Below are 22,242 nucleotides of genomic sequence, written 5' to 3'. Positions count from 1 at the left end.
GGTCGGGAGAGTCGCGTGAGCGCGAGGGGTCATGTGGCCGGTGTTCCGGGACGCCCAGGACGCCGAGGTCGGTCGCGTGGTGGCACGGCTCGCGTGACCCGTGCGCCCAGTTCCCGCAGGAACTCGGCGAGCTCCGGTGGGTCGTGGACCTCGAACTCGCAGCCCAGCATCGCCAACCGCAGCGCGAGCCACTCCAGGGTGTCGGTGTCGCTGTGCAGTCGGCAGGTGTTCTCGTCGATCTCCTCAAGATCACCCGGCCGGTCGCCGAACCGGCCCGCCACCTCCTTGAGCGGCATGTGCAGCGTGGCCACGGCGCGGTAGGTGGGCGCGAGCGAGTAGATCTGGTTGGTCACGAACTCGGCGGCGTTCGCGGCGGGCAGCTCGCGCGGTGTTGCCCTGGCCCCGGTCGCGAGCGGCTCGGTCACCCGATCGACGCGGAAGGTCCGCCAGTCGTCCCGGTCGAGGTCGAAGGCGACGAGGTACCACCGCCGCCCCGACGGGACCAGGCTGTTGGGCTCGACGTGCCGTTTGCTCTCCTTCGCGTCGGCGGCCCGGTAGGCGAAGCGCACCCGCTCCCGGTTGGCGATGGCTGCCGCCAACACCGTCAGCACCTCCGGCTCGACCATCGGACCGGTGGCCGAGTACATCGGCACGGTGGCGGCGTTCAGCGCGCCGACCCGGTAGCGCAGCCGCGACGGCAGCACCTGTTCGAGCTTGGCCAAGGCCCGCACGGACGACTCCTCGATACCCGTGACGGCATGGCCCGCTGCGGTGCGCAGGCCGACCGCGATCGCCACGGCCTCCTCGTCGTCGAGCAGCAGCGGCGGCAGCGCGGCGCCCGCGACCAGGCGGTACCCGCCGACCGAGCCCATCGTCGCCTCGACCGGGTAGCCGAGGTCGCGGAGCCGCTCGATGTCCCGGCGGATCGTGCGGAGACTGACCTCAAGGCGCGTGGCCAGCTCGCTGCCCGGCCACTCGCGCGGAGTCTGCAACAGGGACAGCAGGTTCAGCAGCCGCGCTGGTGTGTCTCCCATGCGCACAGCGTCTCAGGCATGTGTGCCAGGTACTGACCTACTTGGCTCGTAGCCCGGGGGGCGGCAGGGATAATCGCGTCGACCGGTCGCCGTTGAGGGGCCGCGTCGAAACAGGGCCATCGCACAGAACATTGGGGGACGCTCGTGCAGTTGGGGTTGAAGAGTCTCATCAACACCGAACTCGCTGTGCACGTCGAAGAGTGCCGGGCGGCCAATGCCGTGTCAGGGGCTGCGAAGGGCCCGAGCACCCTGGATGAGCTGGGGGAGGCACGAGCCAAGCGGGATGCGGCCTCAGCACGTCCGGACTCGTCAGCTGTTGAGCAGGTAGTCGAAGCCGCTGGTCGGCGGGTGCCCGTGCGAATCCTCGCTCCCGGTGGCACCGCGCCGCGCGGCGTCTACCTGGACATCCATGGTGGTGGCTTCTACATGGGGTCGGCGGCGCAGGGGGACGCGCGTAACCAGCAGCTCGCGGATGCTCTCGGAATCGCTGTCGTGAGCGTGGACTATCGACTCGCTCCTGAACATCCCTGGCCGGCCGCGCCCGACGACTGCGAAACAGCGGCACTGTGGCTCCTCGAACAGGCCGAGGCCCGCTTCGGCACCACACGGCTGGCGATCGGCGGGTTTTCGGCGGGATCCACGCTCGCCATGACGACACTGCTGCGCCTGCGCGATCGTGGTGTCGTCGACTCCTTCGCCGGTGCCGCGCTGCAGTTCGGCACCTACGACCTGAGTGGTCTGACCCCCGCGGGTCGGCTGATCGCTGACGAGTACTTCATCCAGGCCTACGCCGGTCATGTGGCCGACCGCACCGCCCCGGACATCTCCCCGGTTTACGGTGACCTGCGCGGTCTGCCTCCGGTTTTGATGGTTGTCGGCGGCTCGGACATCCTGCTGGAGGACAACATGGCCATGGCGGCCCGAGTTTCGGCAGCCGGAGGCGAAGTCGACCTCCGGATCTACCCGGAAGCACCGCACGGCTTCACCTCCCGTTCGACAGGCATGGCCAAAGCCGCGCTGCACGACATCGAGCGTTGGTTCGCGGACCGCTTTTCCGCGGCGTCCGGCTGACCTATCTGGTTCGCAGCCCGTCCAGCGAGAAGGCCAGCAGCCGTTCCGCCTGGTCCGCAGGGACGCTCTCCCCGGCCCACGCCATGGCGTTGACCAGCGCGAACAGGTCGCTCGCCGTGGCGTCGGGACGGACCACCCCGGCCTGCTGGGCGCGGTCGAGCAGCAGCTCTCCGGCGGTCGTCAGCTCCCGACAGGCCGCGTGGAGTGCGGAGCTCTCGTCCTCGAAGGCGCTCATCAGCGAGGTGGCCAGGCCCCGGTAGGAGCCGGCGTGCGCCACCGCCGCGCGGACCCAGGTGTCGAGCGCCTCGCCGGGCGACGGGTGCTCGCGCAGCTCGCGGGTCCTGGCGGTGATCGTCTTGATTCGCTCGCGCATCAAGGCTTCCAGCAACGCCTGCCGGGTGGGGAAGTGGGAGTAGAGCGTGCCGATCGCGACGCCCGCGTTCTTCGCGATCTGCTCCAGCGACACCTCGGTGCCCTGGGCGAGGAACGCGGTGTTCGCCTCGGCGAGCAGGCGCTCGTAGTTGCGGCGTGCGTCGGCCCGCATCCTGCGCGGTTCTCCCGGCATGGCCACGCGTCCTTCCTTGACAACTTGAGGGTGCCTCAATATTTTTCTTGAGGCACCCTCAAGTTTACCTCCTCGCGTGGAGAACACCATGAAGCTCGTGCTCGTGTCCGGTGCGACCGGGCGTCAGGGCGGCGCCGCCGTCACCCACCTGCTCGCCGACGGCTGGCGGGTCCGCGCCCTCGTCCGCGACCCCGACGCCCCCGCCGCACGAGCCCTCGCCGAGGCCGGAGCGGAGCTCGCCCGCGGCGACCTCGACGACACCGGCTCCCTTGCGGCCGCCGTGACCGGCGCTCACGGAGTCTTCGGCGTCACGCCCGACGACGCCGACCTGGCCCGCGAGACCCGGCGCGGCAGGAACCTGGTCGACGCCGCCGCTGCCGCCGGTGTCGCGCACTTCGTCTTCACCTCGGTCGGCGGCGCGGACCGCAACGCCGGAATCGGTTACTGGGAAAGCAAATGGGCCGTGGAACAGCACATCCACGCCGTCGGCCTGCCCGCCACGGTGCTGCGCCCGGTCCGCTTCATGGAGAACCACGCCATCCCCGGCATCCCGCTCGGCGGCATCGTGGGGGACACCCTCGTGCACCTGTTCGCACCGGACTCCCCGGTGCAGCTCATCGCCGTCGACGACATCGGTAGGTTCGCCGCGCTGGCGTTCGCGCACCCCGAGGACTACGTCGGCAAGGCGCTTGAGCTGGCCGGGGACGAGCTGTCCCCGAACGCGGCCGCAGCCATGATCAGCAGCGCGGTCGGCCGGGAGATCGGCTACCGCCAGGTGCCGGCGGGCGATCTGATGCCGGAGGAGACTGCGCGCACGTTCGCCAGCAGCGGGCGCGTGTGGCAAGCCGACATCCCGGCGCTCCGCGCCCTTCACCCGGGACTGCTGGACTTCCCTGCGTGGCTGGCCAACGGCGGTGCGGACCGCATCCGTGATGCGCACTTCTCGTAGGCTGGCCAGGTGCTCCGGACCCGCTACTACGACACGGAGCAGGTCTACGCCTGCGACATGGAGTGGGTCGAGGACCTGGTCTCGCCGGATTCCGTGCGCCGGGCCGCCGCGGTCACCCGGTTCCACCAGGCAGAGTCAGACCGCCGGACGTCCCTGATGGACGCGCTGCGGAACGTCTGGCCGACGCGGATCCACAGCCCCGACCGGGTCGACGGTGATCCGGCGGAGCTGATCCACCTGACCCTGCGCTACCTGGAATGGGAGGCGCTGCACCCGGCCGAGTGGCACCGCGACTGGGGCATGAAGCAGAAGCTGCTCAGACGGATCGTGCGCTGCCGCGCGGATCTGGACGCGTCGCACCGAGAGCGCCTTGCCGAGTTGGTGGTCATGGCCGTCCGGCGGGAACACCGCTGCAAGGACCAGGGCTACCTGCGGATCGTGCGGCTGCTGGGCGAGGACCTGCGCGAGCGGCTGGCCGCCGAGCCAGGGGATCGCGCCCGTTTCCTGCTGTACTACCTGGACCATCCGGAGCTGCCGGTGAAGACCAGGGCGTGGAACGAGTGGATCACAGGCCGAGCTTCGTGACCGCGTTGTCCTCCAAGGGGTTCGCCACTCGGATGTAGCGGTGCACTGTGCGCGGGTTGGTCCACCGGCCCTGTCGCATGATCTCCCGGTCACTGGCCCCGCCGAGTGCGGCCTGCGTGGCGAACCCGGCGCGCAGCGAGTGCCCGGAGAACAGGTCCGGGTCCAGCCCAGCCTTCGACGCGTACCGCTTGACCAGCTCCGCGACGGCCCGTCCGGACATCGCCGTCGCGGCGATCCGCCCGTGCTTGCTCACCGACGGGAACAGCGGCCGACCGGTGCCGTCGCTGAGCGCCGTGCCCTGGAAGCTGTGGCAGCGGTGGACCGTCGGCTGCTCCCGGTGCTCGCTCGCGTGCGTGCGCATCTCGTCGTGCGTGGCGAACTCCAGCAGCTCCGTCCACCCGACGTGCGCGCAGACCGGGCACGTGTCCGGGCGTTGTCCACGCGGCAGCACGACCTGCTGCTGGTGGGCACCGGTCGGGTCGGTCTTCGTCACGGGCAGCCGGATGACCAGCACGGGTTCGCCGGTGCCCGGATCGGTCTGCACGTCCACGTCGTCCAGCGAGATCGTGGCCAGCTCGCTGCGGCGCAGTGCCCCGGCGAAGCCGACGAGCAGCACCAGCGCGTCGCGCCTGCGGGCGGGCTCCGTCGGCCATCCCGGCTCGGGCAGCTGCGCCAACAGCTCCGTGAGCGTGTGCAACAGCACCGGGCGCTTCCGCTTCGGCTGTGCGCGGCGGCTGCGCCGGATACCGCGCAGTGTCAGGCGAACCACGTCCGCGCGGGTCGGGGACGACAGGCCGTTCGCGGCGTGCACCGCGGCGACGGCGGCGGCCTTGCGCTCCAATGTGGACGGTGCGAAGGCCCACCGGCCCCCGTCCTCGGTCCGCGCCTCGGCCGCGGCGGCGAGGAACACCGCGAGGTCGAGCGGGTCGGCCGGCAGGGCTTGGCGCCCCTCCCGCGCGCACCACGCCGCCCAGCCGATCCAGTCGGAGCGGTACGCCCGCAGCGTGTTGGGGGACTGGGACTCTTCGAGGTACTTGCCCAGCGCCTGGGCCTGCGTGTCGTCGAAGCGCTCGCGCACCCGGGCGAGCGCGGCCGTGTCGATCAGCACGCTACGCGGCCGTTCGCTGAGCGCGACGCGGACCGCCTCCGGCAACGGGACCAGCTCGCTCATGATCAGATCGTACGAGAGGTGTCGCGGTCGTAGCGGGACCTCGCCGCCGCGATCTCGTCCTGGTGCCGCTCGCGGCGCTGGCGTACGCGTTGTTCCCGCCGGTCGGCCCGGTCTGATGTTCCTGCTCGGAGTGGCGTTCGCGCTGGTCTACGGGCTGTTGACGATCGAGGCGACCAGGCGCCGACGAGGCTGAGCACGGGGTGGCCAGCGAGCTGCTGTCGGCGGCCACCGGTTCGGGCTCGATGCTCGACGGCTTCCACACGGTGCTGTGGGTCCCGCTGGTCGGCGCGGTCGTCACGGTGACCGGGACCAGACGACGTCAACCGGTGACGACTCCCGAGGTCGCCGCGTGCGAGCGAGCCGGATGAGCCAGCACGTCGGTGTTGTCGACGAACTGGTCGACGGCACCGACCACCGGCAGGCCGCGCACGACCGGGTCGGTGATCGACTCGACCAGCGCGGCGGTGAACCGTTCGGCGTGCAGCACCTGGAACGGCCGGTCGTGGTAGTTCCGGGTGCTCGGGTCCACCCGTGCGGTCAACCCGAGCTGGTTGTGGTGCGCCCCAACCACTTCATACGCCCGAGCCAGGTGTGCCTCCCGTTCCCGCCACTCCGTCGCGGCCAATGCGGCGGCCAGGTCACCACCGAGATCACCAGGCAGCCGCGCGAACGCGCTGCCGAGCCACTTGTCGTACGGCGGGTACCGCCGCGCCATCAGCAGGCAGAGCCGCATCAGATCGCGCACCAGCCGCGCCGCGACCACAGCCGACCCGAGCTCGTCACCGACCTCGCCGCACCGCCCGACGAACGCCTCTTCCTGCGAGATCCGCTGCCACTGACAGGCCAGGACGTAGCGCCACACGTCGGCCGGGTACCACTCCAGTTTCGCCCGCGCCGCCTCGAAGTCCCCCAGCCCGTCGTGGAACACAGCGCCCGCCGTGGTCTCAAGCAGTCTCTGCGTCGGAGCCGCCAGCCAGTCGGCAACCGTGATCGAGCCGCGTGGATCGAACCCCACCCGCTCGTGGAACCAGGCGTCCAGTGAGGTGACCTCGATGCGGTGCCGCACGGGGCCGTCGGTGAGCCGCATGCGGCCGATCTGATCGCTGTCGAAGTGAGTGGGATAGCCGAGGAACGACTTGGGCAGCTCCGCCGAGAACATCGCGCTGATGTCCAAGGCGAGCCGCGCCGTGTCGGCAGGCTGGAGGAACAGTTGCACGCGCGGTCCCCACTCGTGGTCAGCGGAGCGCGCGGTGTCGAACCCCAGTACCTCGGACCCGCTGCCCACTCGCGCGGCGGTGTGCGGCAGCTCCCCGAAGTGCTTGCGCAGCAACGGCTCCACCACGTCCTGGTAGTAGCGCCGTGACAGGTCGAGACCGGGAACGAACATGCCCGAATCATGGTCCACCTGCTGCGGCCTACGCTCGTGAATATGGTGACTGTGCGCCAGGGCGCGTTGCGCGGGGTTGAGTACGACGATCACGTTGTGTGGCGCGGTATCCCCTATGCGAGCCCGCCCGTCGGTGAGCTGAGGTGGAAGGCGCCACAACCCGCTCCGAGCTGGGACGGGGTTCGCGACGCCACCGAGTTCGCGCCGCAGGCGCTGCAACCGACCACCATGCCCGGTGCGCGCAAGCAGGCGGCGAGCGAGGACTGCCTCTACCTCAACGTGTGCGCACCCGCGACACCCGGAGAAGGCAGGCCGGTGCTGTTCTGGCTGCACGGCGGGGGTTACCAGACCGGCAGCTCCCGGCAGATGGGCGAGGGCGCGGCGTTCGCCAGAGCCGGGATCGTGGTCGTCACGATCAACTACCGGCTCGGCGCGCTCGGGTTCGCCCAGCTGGACGGCGAGCCGGACTCCGGCGTGTGCGGGTTGCTCGACCAGGTCGCCGCGCTGCGCTGGGTGCGGGAGAACATCGCGGCGTTCGGGGGCGATCCCGACCGCGTCACCGTCTACGGCGTGTCCGCGGGGGCGAAGAGCGTCGCCAACCTCATGGCGAGCCCGGCGGCGAAGGGCATGTTCGCCCAGGCCATCTCCAGCAGCGGTGGCGGTGATCACGTCTCCGCGCCGGAGGTCGGTGCCGAGCTGGGCCGCAGGCTGCTCGCCGAGCTCGGCTGCGCCGACGCCGAAGCCGCGCGCGCACTCCCCGGTGAGGAGGTGATCGCCGCGCAGGAACGGATCAAGTCCGGGATGGACGCGCTGTGGCTGTGGCGGCCGACCATCCACCCCGAGGTGCTGCCCGCCGTCCCGATCGAGCTGATCGCCGCCGGCAGCGCCGCGGGTGTCCCGCTGCTCGTCGGGAACAACGGTAACGAGGCGGGCCTGTACGCGGCGATGCTCGGGGCCGAGGAGGTGACCGCGCCCGCGCCGGAGGTGATCGGCGGAATCCTCGGTGTGGACGGGTATGAGGCGCTGCTCAAGGCGTACCGGGTCAGTCGTGGGCTGACCAGCGACGTCGCGGCGATGGTCGCGGCGATGGGGGACGAGCGCTACGGCATCCCGACCCAGCGGCTCGCGGACGCCCAGGCGCAGTCCGCCCTCGTCTACCGGTACCGCGTGGACGTCGCCGCGCCGGGCCTGGTGCGCGAGCTCGACGGCGCGCACGGCACGGAGACTGCGATGGCGTGGGACGTGCCGGAACCGCTGCCGGGGATGCGCGCACCGAGATCGCCGAACCCAGAGCGCGTCCAGCTCGGCAAGCAGATCCACCAGGCGTGGGTGTCGTTCATCCACAACGGCATCACCGGCTGGCGCGCGTACACATCGGACGAGCGGCCGGTGATGGTGTTCGGCGACAGCCCGGAGCTCCAGTTCGACCCGCGCCGCGCGGAACGACTCGCGTGGGGCGACGCGACGTGGCCGTCGAGCACCTGGTTTACCTAAAACTTCCCTATCGCTCCCTATTTTCCTCAACATGAGGTACGTTGGGGAACATGACGGAAGAGATGTACTCGGTAGAGCAGGTCGCGGAGCGGCTCGGCCTGCACGTGCGGACCGTCCGCAACTACGTCCGCGACGGGCGGTTGAAGGCGGTCCGCATCGGCAAGCAGTACCGCATCACCCGCGCTGACCTGGAAGAGCTCACCGGCGGCTCGGTGCCGTCCACGCCGACGGAGTCGGCGCGGCGCACCCGCTACGTCGAGGTGTCGAGCATCGTGCAGGTCGACGCGATCGACCCCGCCTCGGCGAACCGCGTGATGACGGCGGTGATGGCTTCGCTCAACGGCAGCCGCGACGGCGACGGGCCGCTGCGCGTGCAGACCGCCTACGACGAGGAACGCGCCAGCCTCAAGGTCATCGTGATCGGTGCGCCCGACGCGACGGCCGACGTGATCAAACTGGTGGACGCGCTGGTGGGGAGGGACTGATGAGGATCTACCGCACGACCGGTGGCGGCGAGGCCGTCCAGCGCCGGTACGAGGAGCTGCTCGACATGTGGCCGGTTCCCGCGGAGCGGGTGACCGTCCCGACCCGGTTCGGTGAGACGTTCGTCCTGGTCTTCGGCGCCGAGGACGCGCCTCCGCTGCTGGCGCTACAAGGCTCAGGCGGCAACGCCGCGATGTGGCTGCCGAACGCCGAGGAGCTGGCGAAGCGCCACCGCGTCTACGCCGTCGACGTCGTCGGCGAGCCCGGTCTCAGCGCGCCCAACCGGCTGGAGCTGGGGACGGAGGAGCACGCGCTCTGGATGGACGACGTGCTCCAGGGGCTCGGCCTGAAGGAGCCGGTCGCCGTGGTCGGGATCTCGCTCGGCGGCTGGCTGGCGATCGACTACGCCTCCCGGCGACCGGAGCGGGTGTCCCGGCTGGCGCTGCTGGTCCCCGGCGGTGTCGGGAAGTTCCGGAAGGGGCTGGTCGTCAAGCTCCTCGCGTACTCGCTGCTCGGCGAGCTGGGACGCCGCAAGTCGCTGGCCTCGGCCATCGGCGTCGGCGGCCCGGTCAACGAGTGGAGCTCGACGATCGGCGACTTCGTGCTGCTGATCTTCAAGCACTTCAAGCCGCGGACGGGGCTGCCCACCTTCGACGACGACGCGCTGCGGCGGCTGAGCATGCCGGTGTTCGTCATGGTCGGCGCCAAGGACCCGATGATGGACTCGGCCACCACCGCGCGGCGGTTCCGCGAGAGCGTTCCGCACGCGATGGTGCAGGTCCTGCCGGAGGCGGGGCATGACCTGTCCCACCAGATCCCGGAGGTCCTGGGCTTCACAGCTTCCGGTACATGATGTGCAGCCCGACATAGCCGTGCGCGGGGGACCGGAAGCCCTCCGGCACGGTGCCGATGATCTCGAAACCGAGTGAGCGCCACAGCGCCACCGCCCTGGTGTTGCTCTCCACCACGGCGTTGAACTGCACACCCCGGAACCCCGCCGACCTGGCCCACGCGAGCATGTCCTCGCCGAGCGCCCTTCCGACGCCACGCCGGGAGTGCCGGGCGTCCACCATGAAGCTCGCACTGGCGATGTGCGAGGCAGGGCCCATGTGGTTGGCGTACATCCGGGCCGAGCCCAGCACGGTCCCGTCGTCGGCCACGGCGACGACCGTCCGGCTGGTGGCGCTGGGCATCCACATCTCGCGGGCGGTGACCTCGTCGATGTCCCGAGGCCAACTGAAGGTCTCGCCCGCCGAGACGATCTCGTGCAGGAACGGCCAGATGGCCTGCCAGTCGCCGTCGACTGCCTCTCTGATCAACACCCCGCGAGTCTGACTCGGCGCTGCTGCGCCCGCGACCGAATTTGACAGCCGGACCAGTGCGGTGCCACCGTGAACACCTGTTCATGAACAGGTGTTCACGGCGAGGGGTGACGTATGGAGACAGTGGTCAACACCGAGCAGGCCGAGGCGTGGAACGGCTACGAGGGCAATCACTGGGCCGACAACCACGACCGCTACAACGCCGTGAACAGCGGGTTCAACGACCCGCTGCTCACGGCGGCGGCGATCGGCGAACACGACCGCGTGCTCGACATCGGGTGCGGAACGGGTCAGGTCACCAGGCTGGCCGCGCTGCGCGCTCCTGGTGGGCACGCGGTCGGCGTCGACCTCTCCGCGCCGATGCTGCGGCGGGCCGAGGCCATCGCGGCCGCCGAGGGCGTCGCCAACGCGCGCTTCGTCCACGGCGACGCTCAGGTGCACCCGCTCGGCGACGCCGAGTTCGACGTCGCGGTCAGCCGGTTCGGCGTCATGTTCTTCGCCGACCCGGTCGCCGCGTTCACCAACGTGGCCAGGGCACTGCGGCCCGGCGGCAGGGTGGCGCTGCTCGTCATCCGCGAGCTCGCCGGCCTCAGCGGAGTGCTCGCCGCGGTCGAGCGGCACCTCCCGGCTTCGCCGGATCCGGCCAAGTCCGGAACGGGACCGCTGTCACTGTCCGACCCGGACGTCGTCCACGAGGTGTTCACCGCCGCCGGGTTCACCGACATCGCGGCGACCGCCGTTGACGCCCAGCAGGTGTGGGGCCGCGACGCGGTCGACGCGGCGGGCTTCCTCGGCGACTGGGGGCCACTGCGGTTCCAGCTCGACAAGGTCGACCAGCCCACGGCCGCCAAGATCCGCGCGGAGCTCATCGAGCAGCTGCGGCCCTTCGAGGAGCCCGACGCGGTCCGGCTGCGCGGCGCGGCGTGGCTGATCACCGCGGTGCGGTCCTGACGTGGCGCCACGGGAAGACCTCCGCGAGGACCTGGTCGCCGCAGCCGAACGACTGGTGGCGCGGCGTGGTGTCGCCGGACTGACGGTGCGCGAGATCGCCCGCGAGGCGGGAGTCGCCACCGGCCTGCTCTACAAGCACTTCGCCGGCAAGGAGGAACTGGTCGCCCTCGGTCTGTACGCGCACTTCCGCTCCGTCGACGCGAGGCTCGGCGACCGTCCAGGTCCGGCGGGGGCCGGGACGGTCGAGGCCAACCTGCGCGCCTACGTCACGCGGGCGCTCGTGCTGCACGAGGCGGTCATGCCCGCATTCGCGGGACTGCCGTCGGAGCCGGGGGTGCGGGAGCGGTTCGCCGCGCTGCTCGACCCGGCGACCGGCGGCAGTGGGCTGCGCGAGGACATCGCCGACTACCTCGGCGCCGAGCGAGCCCTCGGCCGGATCGCCGAGGGGACGAACGTGGGCACCGTGGCGACGATGATCATCGGTGCCTGTCACGAGCTCGTGCTGCCCAGGCCGCACGGCGCGCCCGCCGAGGTGCCGCCGGAGTTCGCGGACGAGCTCGTCGAGACAATCCTCAACGGGATTCTTTGAGGCCAAGACCGGAATCGAACCGGCGTGGACCGCTTTGCAGGCGGCTCCCTAACCACTCGGGCACTTGGCCGTGACAATCAGCGAAAAAGGGTACGACAAATAAAGAAAGCCGCCTCGTCGAGTGCTCGACCGGCGGCTCCCAGGCGTGACCACACCGAGGTCACGGCGGAGAGCCGGAACAACAACAGGCGAGGTCGTAGCGCGTCATGCCAACCACTATGGGGTAAGTCCGACGCGAAGTCAACAATTCTCGCGAAGACACTTATACATTTTACGGCCGGGCATGCTTGCCCGTTCTTTTCCGGTGCTTAACCGCACTGCGGGAACCTGTCACCGCTCGCTGCCCACAGAGGTCGCACACGCGAACAGGAACCAGCATCAGCGCGCTCGTCGCCTGCCTGGCGCTCAGCGTCGCGGGGGCCACGATCCGGCCGTGGGGTCCCCCGGCACCCACGGCCGGATCATCCAACGCAGTGCGCGAACCCGGGAAGGCCACGATGAACCAGGTGCTGACGATCAGAGAGGTCGTCGCCGCAACGAGGATCCCCACGTCAACGCTGAGGTTCTACGAACGCGAGGGCTTGATCAGCGCCCTCGCGCGGGACGGGGCGGGACGGCGCGTCTACTCCGCCGACATCCTCACCAGACTCGCCGTGGTCGAGCTGGCGAAGCAGGCCGGGTTCACCATCTCCGAGCTGGCGGGCTGCGTGGACACCGGAACCGGGCTGCCCGGCCCGCGATGGCGCGACCTGGCACAGGCGAAGCTGGCGGAGCTCGACGAGCGGATCGCCGACGCCGAGCGCGCCAAGGCGGCCCTCACCCACGCGCTGGAGTGCGACGACCCGACCTTCGCGGAGTGCCCGGTCTTCCGCGGGAGCGTGCGGGAGCAGATCGACGCGATGCGTGGTCGCGCCGGTACGCAGTGACATTCATCCATCCGACCACTGTCCCGACCCTCGCGGCGGACACAGAATGATGCAACGCCACACAGGCTCCTGACCTGGGCGATCGGGCACCGTTCAGCGCAAGGAGCGTGGCATGTCCGACCACAACGTCCCCTTCGGTCCGCCACGCGTCCACCCTGCCGTCGACGCGGTGGGCGACGCGCTCGACGCGTGGACCGACAAGTTCGCCATCGGCGACGAACGGCTGCGTGCCGCCCGCTTCCACCGGCTGGCCGCCAGGGTGCTGCCGGACAGCCCGCGAACGGCGGTCGAGCTGCTCGCGCAGTGGACCGCCTGGCTGGCGTCCCAGCCGATCCCCACCGCCTACGCCGACCTCGCCGCGGTCATCGAGGGCAGCGTGCCCGCTGACGAGGCCGCGCCGACGGTGATCGCGCTGGTCGACCTGTGGCCCCGCACCGCCGTTGGCATGTCGCTGGCCTGGCGTCGCCGCTGCCTCCAGCACGTCCGCGACGGCAGCGGCCTGTTCGCCTACGACGTCGTCGAGGCCGTCTGCCGCACGGAGATCCCCGTCGGCATCGCGCACTCCACGTCGTGGAAGGCGATCTGCGCCGCGGTCGGCGAACTCACCGAATGGTGTGAAGTCGCCGCCCCGACGGGGCAGGTCCAGGACCGCGTCCAGCGGCTTGCCTCCGCCCAGCTGGACCTGCTGCGGCACCTGCACGCCTGCCACCCCGCCATCTACGCCCCGGTCCTGGAGATCGCCGAGACGATCGGCGCGATGCCCGGCGCGTACCTGGCCTGGCTCCAGGAGCTCGATCCGGGGTTGGCAGGATCTCTCCCATGAGCAACGTCAAGCTGCACACCACCCACGGCGAGATCGTCATCGAGCTGGACGCCGAGAAGGCGCCCAAGTCGACCGCCAACTTCCTGGAGTACGTGAACAAGGGCCACTACGACGGCACGATCTTCCACCGCGTGATCAAGGGCTTCATGATCCAGGGCGGCGGCTTCGAGCCGGGCCTGTCGCAGAAGCCGACCGCCGCGCCGGTCGAGAACGAGGCCACCAACGGCCTGAAGAACAACCACTACACGGTGGCCATGGCGCGCACCTCGAACCCGCACTCGGCCACCGCGCAGTTCTTCATCAACACCTCGGACAACGACTTCCTCAACCACAGCTCGCCGACCCCGCAGGGCTGGGGCTACGCGGTGTTCGGCAAGGTGACCGAGGGCCAGTCCACCGTGGACAGCATCGCGGGCGTGCGCACCGGCAACGCCGGCGGCCACCAGGACGTGCCGGTCGAGGACGTCGTCATCACCAAGGCCGAGGTGCTCTGACCGCTCAGCCCACGCGCGGAACCGCGGAGTTGGGGTCGAAGCCGGAGAACGCCAGCCCGATGACGAACCCGGCCGCCTCTTCGAGCTGGCGAGCCCGGTTCAACGGCCCCAACACCGCCGGAGCGCCACCCGCGTCCCGCACGAGCTCGCCGACCACGCGCAGCGCGTCCGCGTCGTCGCCGCACATGGCGACCGTGACGGGATCGGCGTCCTCCTTCCCCCACTGGTCGGCGGCGAACATGTGGAACGCCTTCACCACGTGCGCCCCGGGCGCCAGCTCCGCGATCCGCTCCGCGGCGGAGGTGCTGGTCAGCAGCACGCCGACGCCGTGCTCGACGGCATTCGTCGGGTCGATCAACGGGGTGCCGCTGAGCGATCCCTCGGCGGCACCCGCGCTGCGCAGCACGTCCTCGACGCCGTCCCAGAGCACCGCGAGCAGCACGGCGTCCTTGTCCCGCACGACTTCCCGAGGCGGGGCCGCCCGGACACCCACCTTCTTCGCGAGGGCCTGCGCCTTGGCTGCCGACCGCCCACCGACCTCGACGTCGTGGCCCTTGCGCGACCAGCTCTCCGCCAGCGCCCCAGCGACCGTCCCCGTTCCCAAGATCCCGATTCGCACTGTGTGCCTCCTTCGTGTGGTGGCAACGCTAGGGAGATCGATACGCACCGATCGGTGCGCGACGGACGAGGCATGATGGCCGCATGGGTGACTGCTACGAGCTGGTCGCGGACTGCCGTCTGCGTGCGGCGACCGATCTGTTCGCCCACACCTGGAACCCGGTGGTGCTGGCCGCACTGCGCGAGGGACCGCGGCGACGCCGGGAGCTCCGCGCCGCGATCGGCGGCATCAGCGACAAGGTCCTGACCGAGACGCTGAACCGCCTGCTCGGCAACGGCCTGATCGACCGGCGCTCCTACGCCGAGGCCCCGCCGCGCGTGGAGTACGCCCTCACCGCACTGGGCAAGAGCCTGGTCGACGGTCCCATGCGTGCGCTCGCGGACTGGACGGTCGAGCACGCCGACGAACTCCTGGAAGCTCAGGAACGCGCTTCAGACACGTAGTTCGGACGTGAGTCCCGTGCCGCGGAGCTCCGGTGACAGGTGCCCGACGTCCATGGCGGCGCTTGGAGTGCGTGCCGGACGAACCAGCCGAAGAACGGCAGGTAGGCCGGGGAGTGTCGGCATCCGGCATTGCTGGCACGTAGTCGTCCACCAACTCTGACTGGGTGCACCGGCACGTCCGGAACAGCTGGGCGGTCTCCACGGCGCGGGGGAGTGGCGAGTGGTGCATCGCCGTGAAGGGCACTGCGCGCAACCGCTCACCGAGAAGCGCGGCCTGGCGGCGGCCGATGCCGCTCAGACTCCTCTCTGGCGCCTTCAGCTCCGTTGGGACACGTGTTCGGCCTCCTCGTGAGGGGCTCCAGTTTTCTCCAGTCCGATCTGACCTGTTTCGTTACGTCACCACAAACGCAACGCAAACCAAACGAAAGAACTCACTACGCAGTCGTGACCGCCGATAATGTTCCCTTATCGGCGGTCACGACCTGCGGCGATCCGCAGCGCCCCTTTCGTGTTCTGTTGCGTGTGGTGACGAAACAAAACACGGTATTCCTGCTAGGTTGTGCCGGTGACGACCGCGGAGCCGACTCAGCGCCCCGCCGGGGAGTGCAACTACCCCGGCTGCACCCGTCCGGCGTTCCGAGGAGGCGGCCCTGGTCGCCCCTCGGAGTACTGCGACCTGGCGGAACACACCCGCTGGCGGGCCTGGAAAGAGCGTCAGCGACTGCAACAGCAGGATGCTGAGACCCCGGCGACATCTGTCACGGTGACGAAAAACCAGGGGCCGGTGACCGCCGCGAAGGCCCGCGCCGACGAACTCCTGGTCGAGTTCAGGACGCTGGCCAAGCGCCTGGGCGAGACCTTGAACTCGGCGGTGTCGGAGCTGTCCACGCTGGCCGACCCGAGCGTTGCCGAAGCCCAGGTGCAGGCCGCGCAGGCCGAGGCCGCCCGCCGCATCGCCGAAGCGGAGGCTGCGACCGTCTCCGCGCAGCAACGCGCCCGGCAGGCGGAGAAGGAGAAGCTCCTCGCCGATGAGGCCGCCGAGGACGCGGGCGCCGACGCGGAGCGGTTCGAGCGCGAGGCCATCGAGGCGCTGGCCGCGCGGGACCACGCGGTCACCGAGCTGGAGCGAGTGCGCAGGAAAGCCGAAGAAGACGTCACCGCCGCGCGCAACGAGGCTGGGGTTGCCATCGAAGGCGTCCGTCGCGAAGCCGCCGCGACCGTCGAGCAAGCGCGTGCCGACGCTGTCAACCAAGCAGAACAGGCCCGCAGGCTGGCCTCAAAGGAGGTCGAGCAGATCCGCGCCGTCGCCACGGAGCAGATCAAGGAAGCCCGCGCCGAACAGGAAGAGACCCGTCAGCGAGCCGAACGCGCCGAGCGCATGGCGGAACGCTCCGAACAGTCGGCGACCGACGCCCGCGCCGAACTGGAACGGGCAAGGGCTGAACTCCAGCAGCAGCGCGAGGAGATCGCCGAGGCCCGCCGTCAGGCCGCCGGCGACGTCGCCGCGGAACGGGTGCGGGCGACGGCGGCGATCGAGGACGCGCGCAAGACCGCGACCGAGCGGATCACCGCACTGGACGAAGCGCGTGCCCAGACCCTGGCCCGTGCCGAGCGGGCCGAACAACAGCTCGACGAGCTGATGGCCGAAGTGCGCAGGCTCCGCGAGCAGCAGGTCACCGCGACATGACAGCGCCGTCGAGAAAACCGCGCATGACGGTCAGCCACTCCTCAGGACGCTCGACGAAGGGCAGATGCCCGGTGGCGATCTCGGCGAACTGAGCACCGCGGATACCGTCAGCGAGCTGCCGGTGGTGGTACGGCGTGACCAAGCTGTCGAAGGTGGTCGAGATGACCAGCGTCGGCACCGCGATCTCCGGGAGGTCGGGGCGCACGTCGATCCGATCGACCAGGTCCAGGTGCTCCGCTGTGCCCGGCGGGATACTCGCCGCGGTCGACTTCAGGGCCGCGTCGAGGTCATCCTGGGAGACCTCGTCCAGGGTTGGCGCGCCGACGCCGATCAAGGACACGAAGGCCGCCAGCCGCTCCCCGTCACCAGCCAGGAGGAGCTCCCGCCACAACCGCGTCGCGAGCAGGAAGCGGGGGTTGGGCCGGACGAAGCTCGCCGTCAGCACGAGCGCCGTGACGCGCTCCGGATGACGGGTCGCCGCACGGATGGCTACAGGGCCGCCCAGCGAGTACCCGGCGATGGCGAAGGACCCCAGCCCCTCCTCCACTGCGGTGGCGACCAGCTCGTCGGCCAGGGCGTCGAGGCTCAACGGGGCGCTCGCGCGCGGGGTTCGGCCCGTGCCGGGATAGTCGGGGCCGACCACGGTGTACCGCTCGGCCAGCCCGTCGAGGATCGGACCGTAGTTGGGCTCGATGCCCCCACCGGCACCGTGGGCGAGCAGGAGGCCGGGACCGGTACCGCGGACGACGCGCCCGAGCGAGGAGGCGGGGAGAACAGGTGTCATGCCGTGACGTTAAAGCTTGACATCAATGTCAAGGTCAACCCGTCGTTGAATCGGCCAGATCCTGACCTATATGTCTGCGAATGTCGTCGCGTGACCGTTCTCGACACTCGCGCGCTCAACCGCGCCACGCTCGCCCGCCAGCTGCTGCTCGACCGCGCCGACATGCCGGTGCTCGACGCGGTGGCACACCTCGGTGGCCTGCAAGCACAAGAGCCCCAGGAGCCGTTCATCGGCCTCTGGTCGCGGGTGCGCGCATTCGATCCCACGGTGCTCTCGGGCCTGCTGACAGGGCGGCAGGTGGTGCGAACCCACCTCATGCGCCGCACCGTCCACCTCCTCACCTCCGAGGACGTCCTTGCCTGGCGAGCTCGCCACGACGCGATGCTGCGGCAACGGGTGCTCGGGGTCTACCGGCGCGAACTCGACGGAGTTGATCTCGACGAACTCGCCGCGGTGGGGCGTGCGGTGATGGCGGACGGCGAGCCGCGCTCAATGAGCGAACTCGCGCGGGCAGCGGAAGACCGGTGGCCGGAGCCGGGAAAACGAGCACTGGGCGAGATGCTCGTCGCCGCCCTGATCCCGATGGTGCAGACGCCGCCGCGCGGGCTGTGGCGGACGAAGGGAGGCGTGCGCAACGTCCCGCTCTCCTCCTGGCTGGGGCGCGAGATCGACCCACCGGCCCAGAACGGGACCGATCCGGTCGGCGAAGCGCTGGTTCGTCGCTATCTGGCCGCGTTCGGTCCTGCCGCGACGGCTGACCTGCGCGCGTGGAGCGGCCTCGCCGGACTCCCCGCAGCGGTGGCCGCGATCCGAGAGGAGCTGGTGAGTTTCCGCGACGAGCGCGGCCGGGAACTGCTGGACCTCCCGGACGCGCCGCGCCCCGATCCCGACACGCCCGCGCCCATCCGGTTTCTCCCGGCGTTCGACAACGCGATCCTCGGCTACCACGATCGCGGACGGATCATCGACGACGCGCACCGCAACCTGTCGATCGCGGGCGCGCGCGTTGTCCTGGTCGATGGCCGGGTGTCTGCCACCTGGACTGTCGAGGCCGACACGGTCGTCGTGGCTCCGCTGCGCCGCTTTTCGCGGGCCGAGCGCGCCGCCGTCGCTGAACAAGGCGAGGAGCTGGCGTTGTTCTTGTCCGACAACGACAACAGCAACGTGCGATTCGCTGCCTAGACAGCGGTACCACCACCCCCAGCACCCTCACCCACGCCCCCTCATTTTCGCGTTTTGTAGGCTTAATGCGATTTGGGAGCGCTCTTTTGCGCAATATGCCTACAAAACGCGAAAACCTTGGCCGCGCCAGTCGGGCCGTGCGTGTAGGTGAAGGGGTGCGGGGGCGGCGCGCCAGCACGGGGCACGGGGGCGACGTGCGGGGCGGGCGTTAGGACCCGAGGTGACGTCGGAACCACGCGGTGAGCCCGGCGTCCACCTCGCGGGCCTGCGGCAGCTGTGGTGCTGGCTCGATGCCGGGCTCGTCGGCGAGTGGATGCGCCAAGTCGGGGATCGACAGCAGTTCGGACCGTTCCCCCAAGGCGTCGACGAGGCGGAGCGCGTCGGAGCGCATGCCCGGGTGATCCAGTTCTCCGCTGACGACCAGCAGGGGCGCGTGGGCGGCGATCGCATCGGCCTTGGGGATGAAGTCCAGGCTGTCGACGGCTTTCTCGGACCCGGGGTCGTACGGGTAGTCGCCCGGGAACAGATCGACGACAGACCGCATCCGGATGGCGGCGTTGACGACGGCGCCTGCGAAGATCGGCGTGTCGGTCTCGGCAAGGACTCGCAGCGCGACGGCCCCGCCCAGCGATCCGCCGAGCACGCCGATCGGACCGTCGTCGACCGGCAGCTGCTCACGGATCGACGCCAGCGCGGCCGGGAACTCCTCGAACGCCTGCCGGACGAACGGGTACAGGAAGGCCATCAGGACGTCCTTGCGCACCAGCTCCATGCCCGCGTCCATGCTGCCGTTGACCATGCGCGCCCCGCACATCGGCATCCCGAGGTGCACCCGCCACGCGCGAAGGCCGTTCATCGGCAACGCGGCGGCGAACGCGGCGTCCGACCTCGGCGCGTCCAGCATGTGCCAGGTGACGATCAGCGGCGCGGGGCTGTCGCCGACCGGTGGCAGGGCGGTGAACGGCACGCCAGCGGCCATGCCCGTGATCGGTGAGTCCATGCGGCCACTGTAGGACCACGGTCGCGTGCCAGGGATCGGTTACGCCACCAGCGGAACCAGGGCCTACCTGACAGACCCTAGGCTTCCCGCCCGTGAACACGCACCGATGGGTCGAGCGGAACCTTCCTCCCGGAGACCGCATCCGGTCGACCGAGGCGTTGCGCGGCGGCTGGACCTCACGGATGTGGCGGCTGGACATAGAGGGACGGGGGAGTCCGTATTCGTTGGTGCTCCGGTCTTTCGTGAAGCCCTTCTACGTGCGGCACGCGCTCGGTCTGCTCACGCGCGAAGCCGATGTCCTCCGGCTCCTCGCGGACACGGACGTGCCGGCCGCGCGGCTGCACGGTGTCGACGCCTCGGCCGAGCACTGCGATCACCCCTCGCTGCTGATGTCCCTGCTGCCAGGAAGCATTCGGCTCGACGAGAACGACGTCGACCGCAAGATCACGCTCCTCGCCCGTCAGCTCGTCGCCGTTCACCGGCTGCACGTCGCGGAGTCGGCACGGCCGCGCACCTACCAGGCGTGGACGGATCCGGATCGGGTGCGGATTCCCGAGGACACGACGCGGCCGGTCCTGTGGCGCCGGGCTGTGGAGGTCATCCGACGAGACCCTCCGGCGTACCGGCCGTGTTTCCTGCACCGCGACTTCCATCCCGGCAACGTGCTCTTCACCGGGCACGGCGCAGACCTGGCCATCACCGGGGTCGTGGATTGGGTGGAGACGTCCTGGGGGCCGGCGGACCTGGACGTGGCCCACTGCTCCACCGCGATCGCCCTGCTGCATGGCGTGCCTGCCGGGATGCGGGTCGCCGAGCAGTACCTCGCGGCCGGAGGAGCGCTCAGCGAAGATCCGTCCGATCACCTGTACTGGCGTCTGCTGGACGCGCTGGCCTTCGCGCCGGACGCGGAGAAGGTCGCCGTGCCCTGGCGGGAGGTGGGCCGAACCGACCTGACACCCGCCGTTCTCGCGTGCCGCCTTGAGGATTACCTCGAAGCACTCCTCGACTCGATCCGGTGCTGCTCCACCAGCTCCTCGTAGAAGGAGGGGTCAGCATCGCTGAGCACGACCGGCCGGGCGTCGCCGGCGAATTCGCGCACCCGGTTAGCGATCTCCTCGGCTTTGCGCTGGTCGGCGTAGATGCCGAGCACCACGTCACCGTCGTGGGCTGCCAGGCTCCACGGCACCTCGCACGGGCCGTCGTGCTCCTCGACCGGGCACAGCAGGCGGGCGATCGCCTCGGTGTCGGTGCAGCCGGAGATCCGGATCTCGTGGATCTTCATGTGCGGAGACCATCGATCATGAACCCACGGTAGCGCTCGACGCGTGGCTGGGCTCAGATCACCAGGAGCAAGGTGGCCGCGGCGCAGGCGACGGCGCGGACGGTGTTCCACAGCGTCCATTTCGTCAGGTAGTGGTTCCAGACCTGCTCGTCATCGGCGTCGGCGGCGTCGAGCGCGTTGTTCATCGGCACGTTGACCAGCATCGTCAGGAGCAGGCTCGGCACCACGTGCAGCACCGCCGCGGTGATCACCAGGGGCGACGGCGCGAGGATGGCCAGCGCGATGCCGCCCAGGGGCGCTCCGAAGAACACCAGCATGAACGCCGGGTTGAGGATCGCGGCGTTGGCCGCGCGCATGGCCGCGATCCCCTGCGCCGCGGGCAGCCGCCGCAGTCCGGGCATGACGCTGGTGGAGAACGCGAAGTACACACCCCCGAGCAGGCCGCCGACGACGATGACCAGGGTCTGCACGGTGGTGATCATGATGGCCTCCGGTGAGCCTCGAACAGCTCCGAGGCGAAGTCCTCGAACCTCGTCGGAGTGGTGTTGTCAGGTGTCCTGCCCCGCAGTGGGACGACCCTGTTCTCGTTGAACGCGTGTGTCATCGCCACGTGCTGGCTGGCGACATCCTGCGAGAAGCCCGACTCGACCAGCGCGTGCGTCATCGCGTCGTAACCGAACTGCACGTACGGCAGTGCCGGGCGGCCCATCGCCTCACCGAGGATGGTCGTCGCCTCGCGGTAGCTGAGGTCGCGCTGACCGAGCAGCTCCCGCACGACGATGCCGTGCCAGTCGCGTGTGGCGAGGGCGGTGGCGGCCACCTCGGCGATGTCGCGGGTGGCGATCATCGGGATGCGGACGTCAGGGGCGACCGAGTCGCCGTTGATCCCCTCGGCCTCGATCAGGCCGAGCGCGGCGCGGAAGCTCTCGAAGAACAGGCCCGGCCGCAGCAGCAGGACGTTGACCTCCGGCAGGGTGCTCCACCGCTGCTCCTGGGCGTGCAGACTGGTCAGGAAGCCCGTTCCGGTTGGCAGTTCGGCACCGAGCGAGCTGAGCGCGACGACGTGCCGGACCCCCGCGACGCGGACCGCCTCGACGATCGCCGAGCCGATGGCGCCGACCTCGGCGTGGAAGTCCGCCCAGGTCACGTCGATCGGGAGCAGCGTGTAGACGGCCGAGGAGCCACGAAACGCCTCGGCGAGGAAGGTCGGGTCGGCGGCGTCCCCGGCGGCCGTCTCGGCGCCCGCCGCCGTCAGCTCGGCGAGCTTGTCCTGGGACCGGCCCAGAGCGCGGACGCGGTGCCCGGCGGCGAGCAGCCGCTGGGTGATCTCGTGGCCGGTGTTGCCGGTCGCGCCCATCACGGTGATCAGTTCGTTCTGCATGCCATCCACTCTGCTGGCTT

28 protein-coding genes and 1 tRNA gene are annotated in these 22,242 nt (G+C 70.2%); 16 read left to right on the top strand and 13 right to left on the bottom strand.

The features are described from left to right. Positions 1-29: 29 nt before the first annotated feature. Positions 30-1,034 (bottom strand): helix-turn-helix transcriptional regulator, encoded by a 1,005-nt coding sequence (locus ACFFQA_RS23890; RefSeq protein WP_377856307.1) that lies wholly within the window; start codon positions 1,032-1,034, stop codon positions 30-32. Between the two features lie 144 nt (positions 1,035-1,178). Here ACFFQA_RS23890 and ACFFQA_RS23885 point away from each other — a divergent pair, with 144 nt between their 5' ends. Next, positions 1,179-2,105, top strand: a complete 927-nt coding sequence (locus ACFFQA_RS23885) for an alpha/beta hydrolase (RefSeq protein WP_377856304.1) — start codon at positions 1,179-1,181, stop codon at positions 2,103-2,105. Between the two features lies 1 nt (position 2,106). Here ACFFQA_RS23885 and ACFFQA_RS23880 read toward each other — a convergent pair whose 3' ends face one another. Beyond that, positions 2,107-2,670: a TetR/AcrR family transcriptional regulator gene (locus tag ACFFQA_RS23880; RefSeq protein ID WP_377856600.1), complete on the bottom strand. Its 564-nt coding sequence runs from the start codon at positions 2,668-2,670 to the stop codon at positions 2,107-2,109. Positions 2,671-2,758: 88 nt separating this feature from the next. Between ACFFQA_RS23880 and ACFFQA_RS23875 the strand changes: the two genes are divergently transcribed. Together ACFFQA_RS23875 and ACFFQA_RS23870 are read left to right on the top strand one after the other, a co-directional pair. Next, the gene (locus tag ACFFQA_RS23875) at positions 2,759-3,619 is read left to right on the top strand and encodes an NmrA/HSCARG family protein (protein WP_377856301.1); all 861 of its coding nucleotides are present in this window, start codon (positions 2,759-2,761) and stop codon (positions 3,617-3,619) included. A 9-nt stretch (positions 3,620-3,628) separates the two neighbouring features. Further along, positions 3,629-4,204: a hypothetical protein gene (locus ACFFQA_RS23870; protein ID WP_377856299.1), complete on the top strand. Its 576-nt coding sequence runs from the start codon at positions 3,629-3,631 to the stop codon at positions 4,202-4,204. Here ACFFQA_RS23870 and ACFFQA_RS23865 read toward each other — a convergent pair. Further along, a complete protein-coding gene (locus ACFFQA_RS23865; RefSeq protein ID WP_377856296.1) occupies positions 4,185-5,375 on the bottom strand; it encodes a site-specific integrase in 1,191 nt (396 codons plus the stop codon). The genes ACFFQA_RS23870 and ACFFQA_RS23865 overlap by 20 nt on opposite strands. 200 nt (positions 5,376-5,575) lie before the next feature. Here ACFFQA_RS23865 and ACFFQA_RS23860 point away from each other — a divergent pair, with 200 nt between their 5' ends. Continuing rightward, complete coding sequence (locus tag ACFFQA_RS23860) at positions 5,576-5,743, top strand: hypothetical protein (RefSeq protein ID WP_377856293.1); 168 nt, start codon at positions 5,576-5,578, stop codon at positions 5,741-5,743. Here ACFFQA_RS23860 and ACFFQA_RS23855 read toward each other — a convergent pair. Further along, a complete protein-coding gene (locus ACFFQA_RS23855) occupies positions 5,695-6,762 on the bottom strand; it encodes a DUF4037 domain-containing protein (protein WP_377856290.1) in 1,068 nt (355 codons plus the stop codon). The two genes, ACFFQA_RS23860 and ACFFQA_RS23855, sit on opposite strands and share 49 nt — an antisense overlap. 42 nt (positions 6,763-6,804) lie before the next feature. Here ACFFQA_RS23855 and ACFFQA_RS23850 point away from each other — a divergent pair, with 42 nt between their 5' ends. Genes ACFFQA_RS23850 through ACFFQA_RS23840 form a run of 3 tightly spaced genes read left to right on the top strand, consistent with a single transcriptional unit; the run spans position 6,805 to position 9,592 of the window. Further along, entirely contained in the window at positions 6,805-8,256 is a 1,452-nt protein-coding gene (locus ACFFQA_RS23850; RefSeq protein ID WP_377856287.1) for a carboxylesterase/lipase family protein, read from the top strand. A gap of 50 nt (positions 8,257-8,306) precedes the next feature. After that, the gene (locus tag ACFFQA_RS23845; RefSeq protein ID WP_377856285.1) at positions 8,307-8,741 is read left to right on the top strand and encodes a helix-turn-helix domain-containing protein; all 435 of its coding nucleotides are present in this window, start codon (positions 8,307-8,309) and stop codon (positions 8,739-8,741) included. Next, positions 8,741-9,592 carry an alpha/beta fold hydrolase gene (locus tag ACFFQA_RS23840; protein WP_377856282.1) on the top strand — a complete coding sequence of 284 codons (852 nt, stop codon included), beginning with the start codon at positions 8,741-8,743 and terminating at the stop codon, positions 9,590-9,592. Before ACFFQA_RS23845 ends, ACFFQA_RS23840 begins: the two co-directional genes overlap by 1 nt. Here ACFFQA_RS23840 and ACFFQA_RS23835 read toward each other — a convergent pair. Then, complete coding sequence (locus ACFFQA_RS23835; RefSeq protein WP_377856279.1) at positions 9,573-10,061, bottom strand: GNAT family N-acetyltransferase; 489 nt, start codon at positions 10,059-10,061, stop codon at positions 9,573-9,575. The genes ACFFQA_RS23840 and ACFFQA_RS23835 overlap by 20 nt on opposite strands. Positions 10,062-10,175: 114 nt before the next feature. Between ACFFQA_RS23835 and ACFFQA_RS23830 the strand changes: the two genes are divergently transcribed. Further along, positions 10,176-11,012, top strand: a complete 837-nt coding sequence (locus ACFFQA_RS23830; RefSeq protein WP_377856276.1) for a class I SAM-dependent methyltransferase — start codon at positions 10,176-10,178, stop codon at positions 11,010-11,012. A gap of 1 nt (position 11,013) precedes the next feature. Further along, positions 11,014-11,601, top strand: a complete 588-nt coding sequence (locus tag ACFFQA_RS23825; RefSeq protein ID WP_377856274.1) for a TetR/AcrR family transcriptional regulator — start codon at positions 11,014-11,016, stop codon at positions 11,599-11,601. On the opposite strand, the gene ACFFQA_RS23820 is transcribed toward ACFFQA_RS23825, so the two are convergent. Then, a tRNA-Cys gene (locus ACFFQA_RS23820) sits at positions 11,601-11,671 on the bottom strand. The two genes, ACFFQA_RS23825 and ACFFQA_RS23820, sit on opposite strands and share 1 nt — an antisense overlap. 436 nt (positions 11,672-12,107) lie before the next feature. Here ACFFQA_RS23820 and ACFFQA_RS23815 point away from each other — a divergent pair. The 3 genes from ACFFQA_RS23815 (at position 12,108) to ACFFQA_RS23805 (ending at position 13,844) form a co-directional block, all read left to right on the top strand. Next, positions 12,108-12,527, top strand: a complete 420-nt coding sequence (locus ACFFQA_RS23815) for a MerR family transcriptional regulator (RefSeq protein ID WP_377856271.1) — start codon at positions 12,108-12,110, stop codon at positions 12,525-12,527. A 112-nt stretch (positions 12,528-12,639) separates the two neighbouring features. Then, positions 12,640-13,350, top strand: coding sequence for a hypothetical protein (locus ACFFQA_RS23810; RefSeq protein ID WP_377856268.1), 711 nt, complete (start codon positions 12,640-12,642; stop codon positions 13,348-13,350). Further along, a complete protein-coding gene (locus ACFFQA_RS23805; RefSeq protein WP_377856265.1) occupies positions 13,347-13,844 on the top strand; it encodes a peptidylprolyl isomerase in 498 nt (165 codons plus the stop codon). Before ACFFQA_RS23810 ends, ACFFQA_RS23805 begins: the two co-directional genes overlap by 4 nt. Positions 13,845-13,848: 4 nt before the next feature. On the opposite strand, the gene ACFFQA_RS23800 is transcribed toward ACFFQA_RS23805, so the two are convergent. After that, a complete protein-coding gene (locus ACFFQA_RS23800) occupies positions 13,849-14,463 on the bottom strand; it encodes an NADPH-dependent F420 reductase (protein WP_377856262.1) in 615 nt (204 codons plus the stop codon). A gap of 83 nt (positions 14,464-14,546) precedes the next feature. Here ACFFQA_RS23800 and ACFFQA_RS23795 point away from each other — a divergent pair, with 83 nt between their 5' ends. Beyond that, complete coding sequence (locus ACFFQA_RS23795) at positions 14,547-14,906, top strand: winged helix-turn-helix transcriptional regulator (RefSeq protein ID WP_377856259.1); 360 nt, start codon at positions 14,547-14,549, stop codon at positions 14,904-14,906. Here the strand turns inward: ACFFQA_RS23795 and ACFFQA_RS23790 are convergent. Continuing rightward, positions 14,794-15,150, bottom strand: coding sequence for a hypothetical protein (locus ACFFQA_RS23790; RefSeq protein WP_377856598.1), 357 nt, complete (start codon positions 15,148-15,150; stop codon positions 14,794-14,796). The two genes, ACFFQA_RS23795 and ACFFQA_RS23790, sit on opposite strands and share 113 nt — an antisense overlap. 519 nt (positions 15,151-15,669) lie before the next feature. On the opposite strand from ACFFQA_RS23790, the gene ACFFQA_RS23785 reads away from it, so the two are divergent. Then, the gene (locus ACFFQA_RS23785; RefSeq protein WP_377856256.1) at positions 15,670-16,593 is read left to right on the top strand and encodes a coiled-coil domain-containing protein; all 924 of its coding nucleotides are present in this window, start codon (positions 15,670-15,672) and stop codon (positions 16,591-16,593) included. Here ACFFQA_RS23785 and ACFFQA_RS23780 read toward each other — a convergent pair. After that, complete coding sequence (locus tag ACFFQA_RS23780) at positions 16,580-17,377, bottom strand: alpha/beta fold hydrolase (protein WP_377856253.1); 798 nt, start codon at positions 17,375-17,377, stop codon at positions 16,580-16,582. The two genes, ACFFQA_RS23785 and ACFFQA_RS23780, sit on opposite strands and share 14 nt — an antisense overlap. A 90-nt stretch (positions 17,378-17,467) precedes the next feature. Between ACFFQA_RS23780 and ACFFQA_RS23775 the strand changes: the two genes are divergently transcribed. After that, a complete protein-coding gene (locus tag ACFFQA_RS23775; RefSeq protein ID WP_377856595.1) occupies positions 17,468-18,559 on the top strand; it encodes a winged helix DNA-binding domain-containing protein in 1,092 nt (363 codons plus the stop codon). Positions 18,560-18,767: 208 nt separating this feature from the next. Here ACFFQA_RS23775 and ACFFQA_RS23770 read toward each other — a convergent pair whose 3' ends face one another. Next, on the bottom strand, positions 18,768-19,559 hold the full coding sequence (locus ACFFQA_RS23770) for an alpha/beta hydrolase family protein (RefSeq protein WP_377856250.1): 792 nt from the start codon (positions 19,557-19,559) through the stop codon (positions 18,768-18,770). A 92-nt stretch (positions 19,560-19,651) separates the two neighbouring features. On the opposite strand from ACFFQA_RS23770, the gene ACFFQA_RS23765 reads away from it, so the two are divergent. After that, complete coding sequence (locus ACFFQA_RS23765) at positions 19,652-20,599, top strand: phosphotransferase family protein (protein WP_377856247.1); 948 nt, start codon at positions 19,652-19,654, stop codon at positions 20,597-20,599. Here the strand turns inward: ACFFQA_RS23765 and ACFFQA_RS23760 are convergent. The 3 genes from ACFFQA_RS23760 to ACFFQA_RS23750 are packed head-to-tail and all read right to left on the bottom strand — an operon-like array spanning position 20,545 to position 22,222. Continuing rightward, complete coding sequence (locus ACFFQA_RS23760; protein WP_377856245.1) at positions 20,545-20,841, bottom strand: hypothetical protein; 297 nt, start codon at positions 20,839-20,841, stop codon at positions 20,545-20,547. The two genes, ACFFQA_RS23765 and ACFFQA_RS23760, sit on opposite strands and share 55 nt — an antisense overlap. Positions 20,842-20,894: 53 nt before the next feature. Then, positions 20,895-21,323, bottom strand: a complete 429-nt coding sequence (locus tag ACFFQA_RS23755) for an anthrone oxygenase family protein (RefSeq protein WP_377856242.1) — start codon at positions 21,321-21,323, stop codon at positions 20,895-20,897. Further along, entirely contained in the window at positions 21,320-22,222 is a 903-nt protein-coding gene (locus ACFFQA_RS23750) for an NmrA family NAD(P)-binding protein (protein WP_377856240.1), read from the bottom strand. Before ACFFQA_RS23750 ends, ACFFQA_RS23755 begins: the two co-directional genes overlap by 4 nt. Positions 22,223-22,242 lie beyond the last annotated feature (20 nt).

The sequence above is a fragment of the Allokutzneria oryzae genome (genome assembly GCF_042429765.1).
Classification (GTDB): Bacteria; Actinomycetota; Actinomycetes; order Mycobacteriales; family Pseudonocardiaceae; genus Allokutzneria; species Allokutzneria oryzae.
The sequence above is the reverse complement of the archived record's forward strand: the minus strand, read 5'-3'. Positions and strand labels throughout refer to the sequence as shown.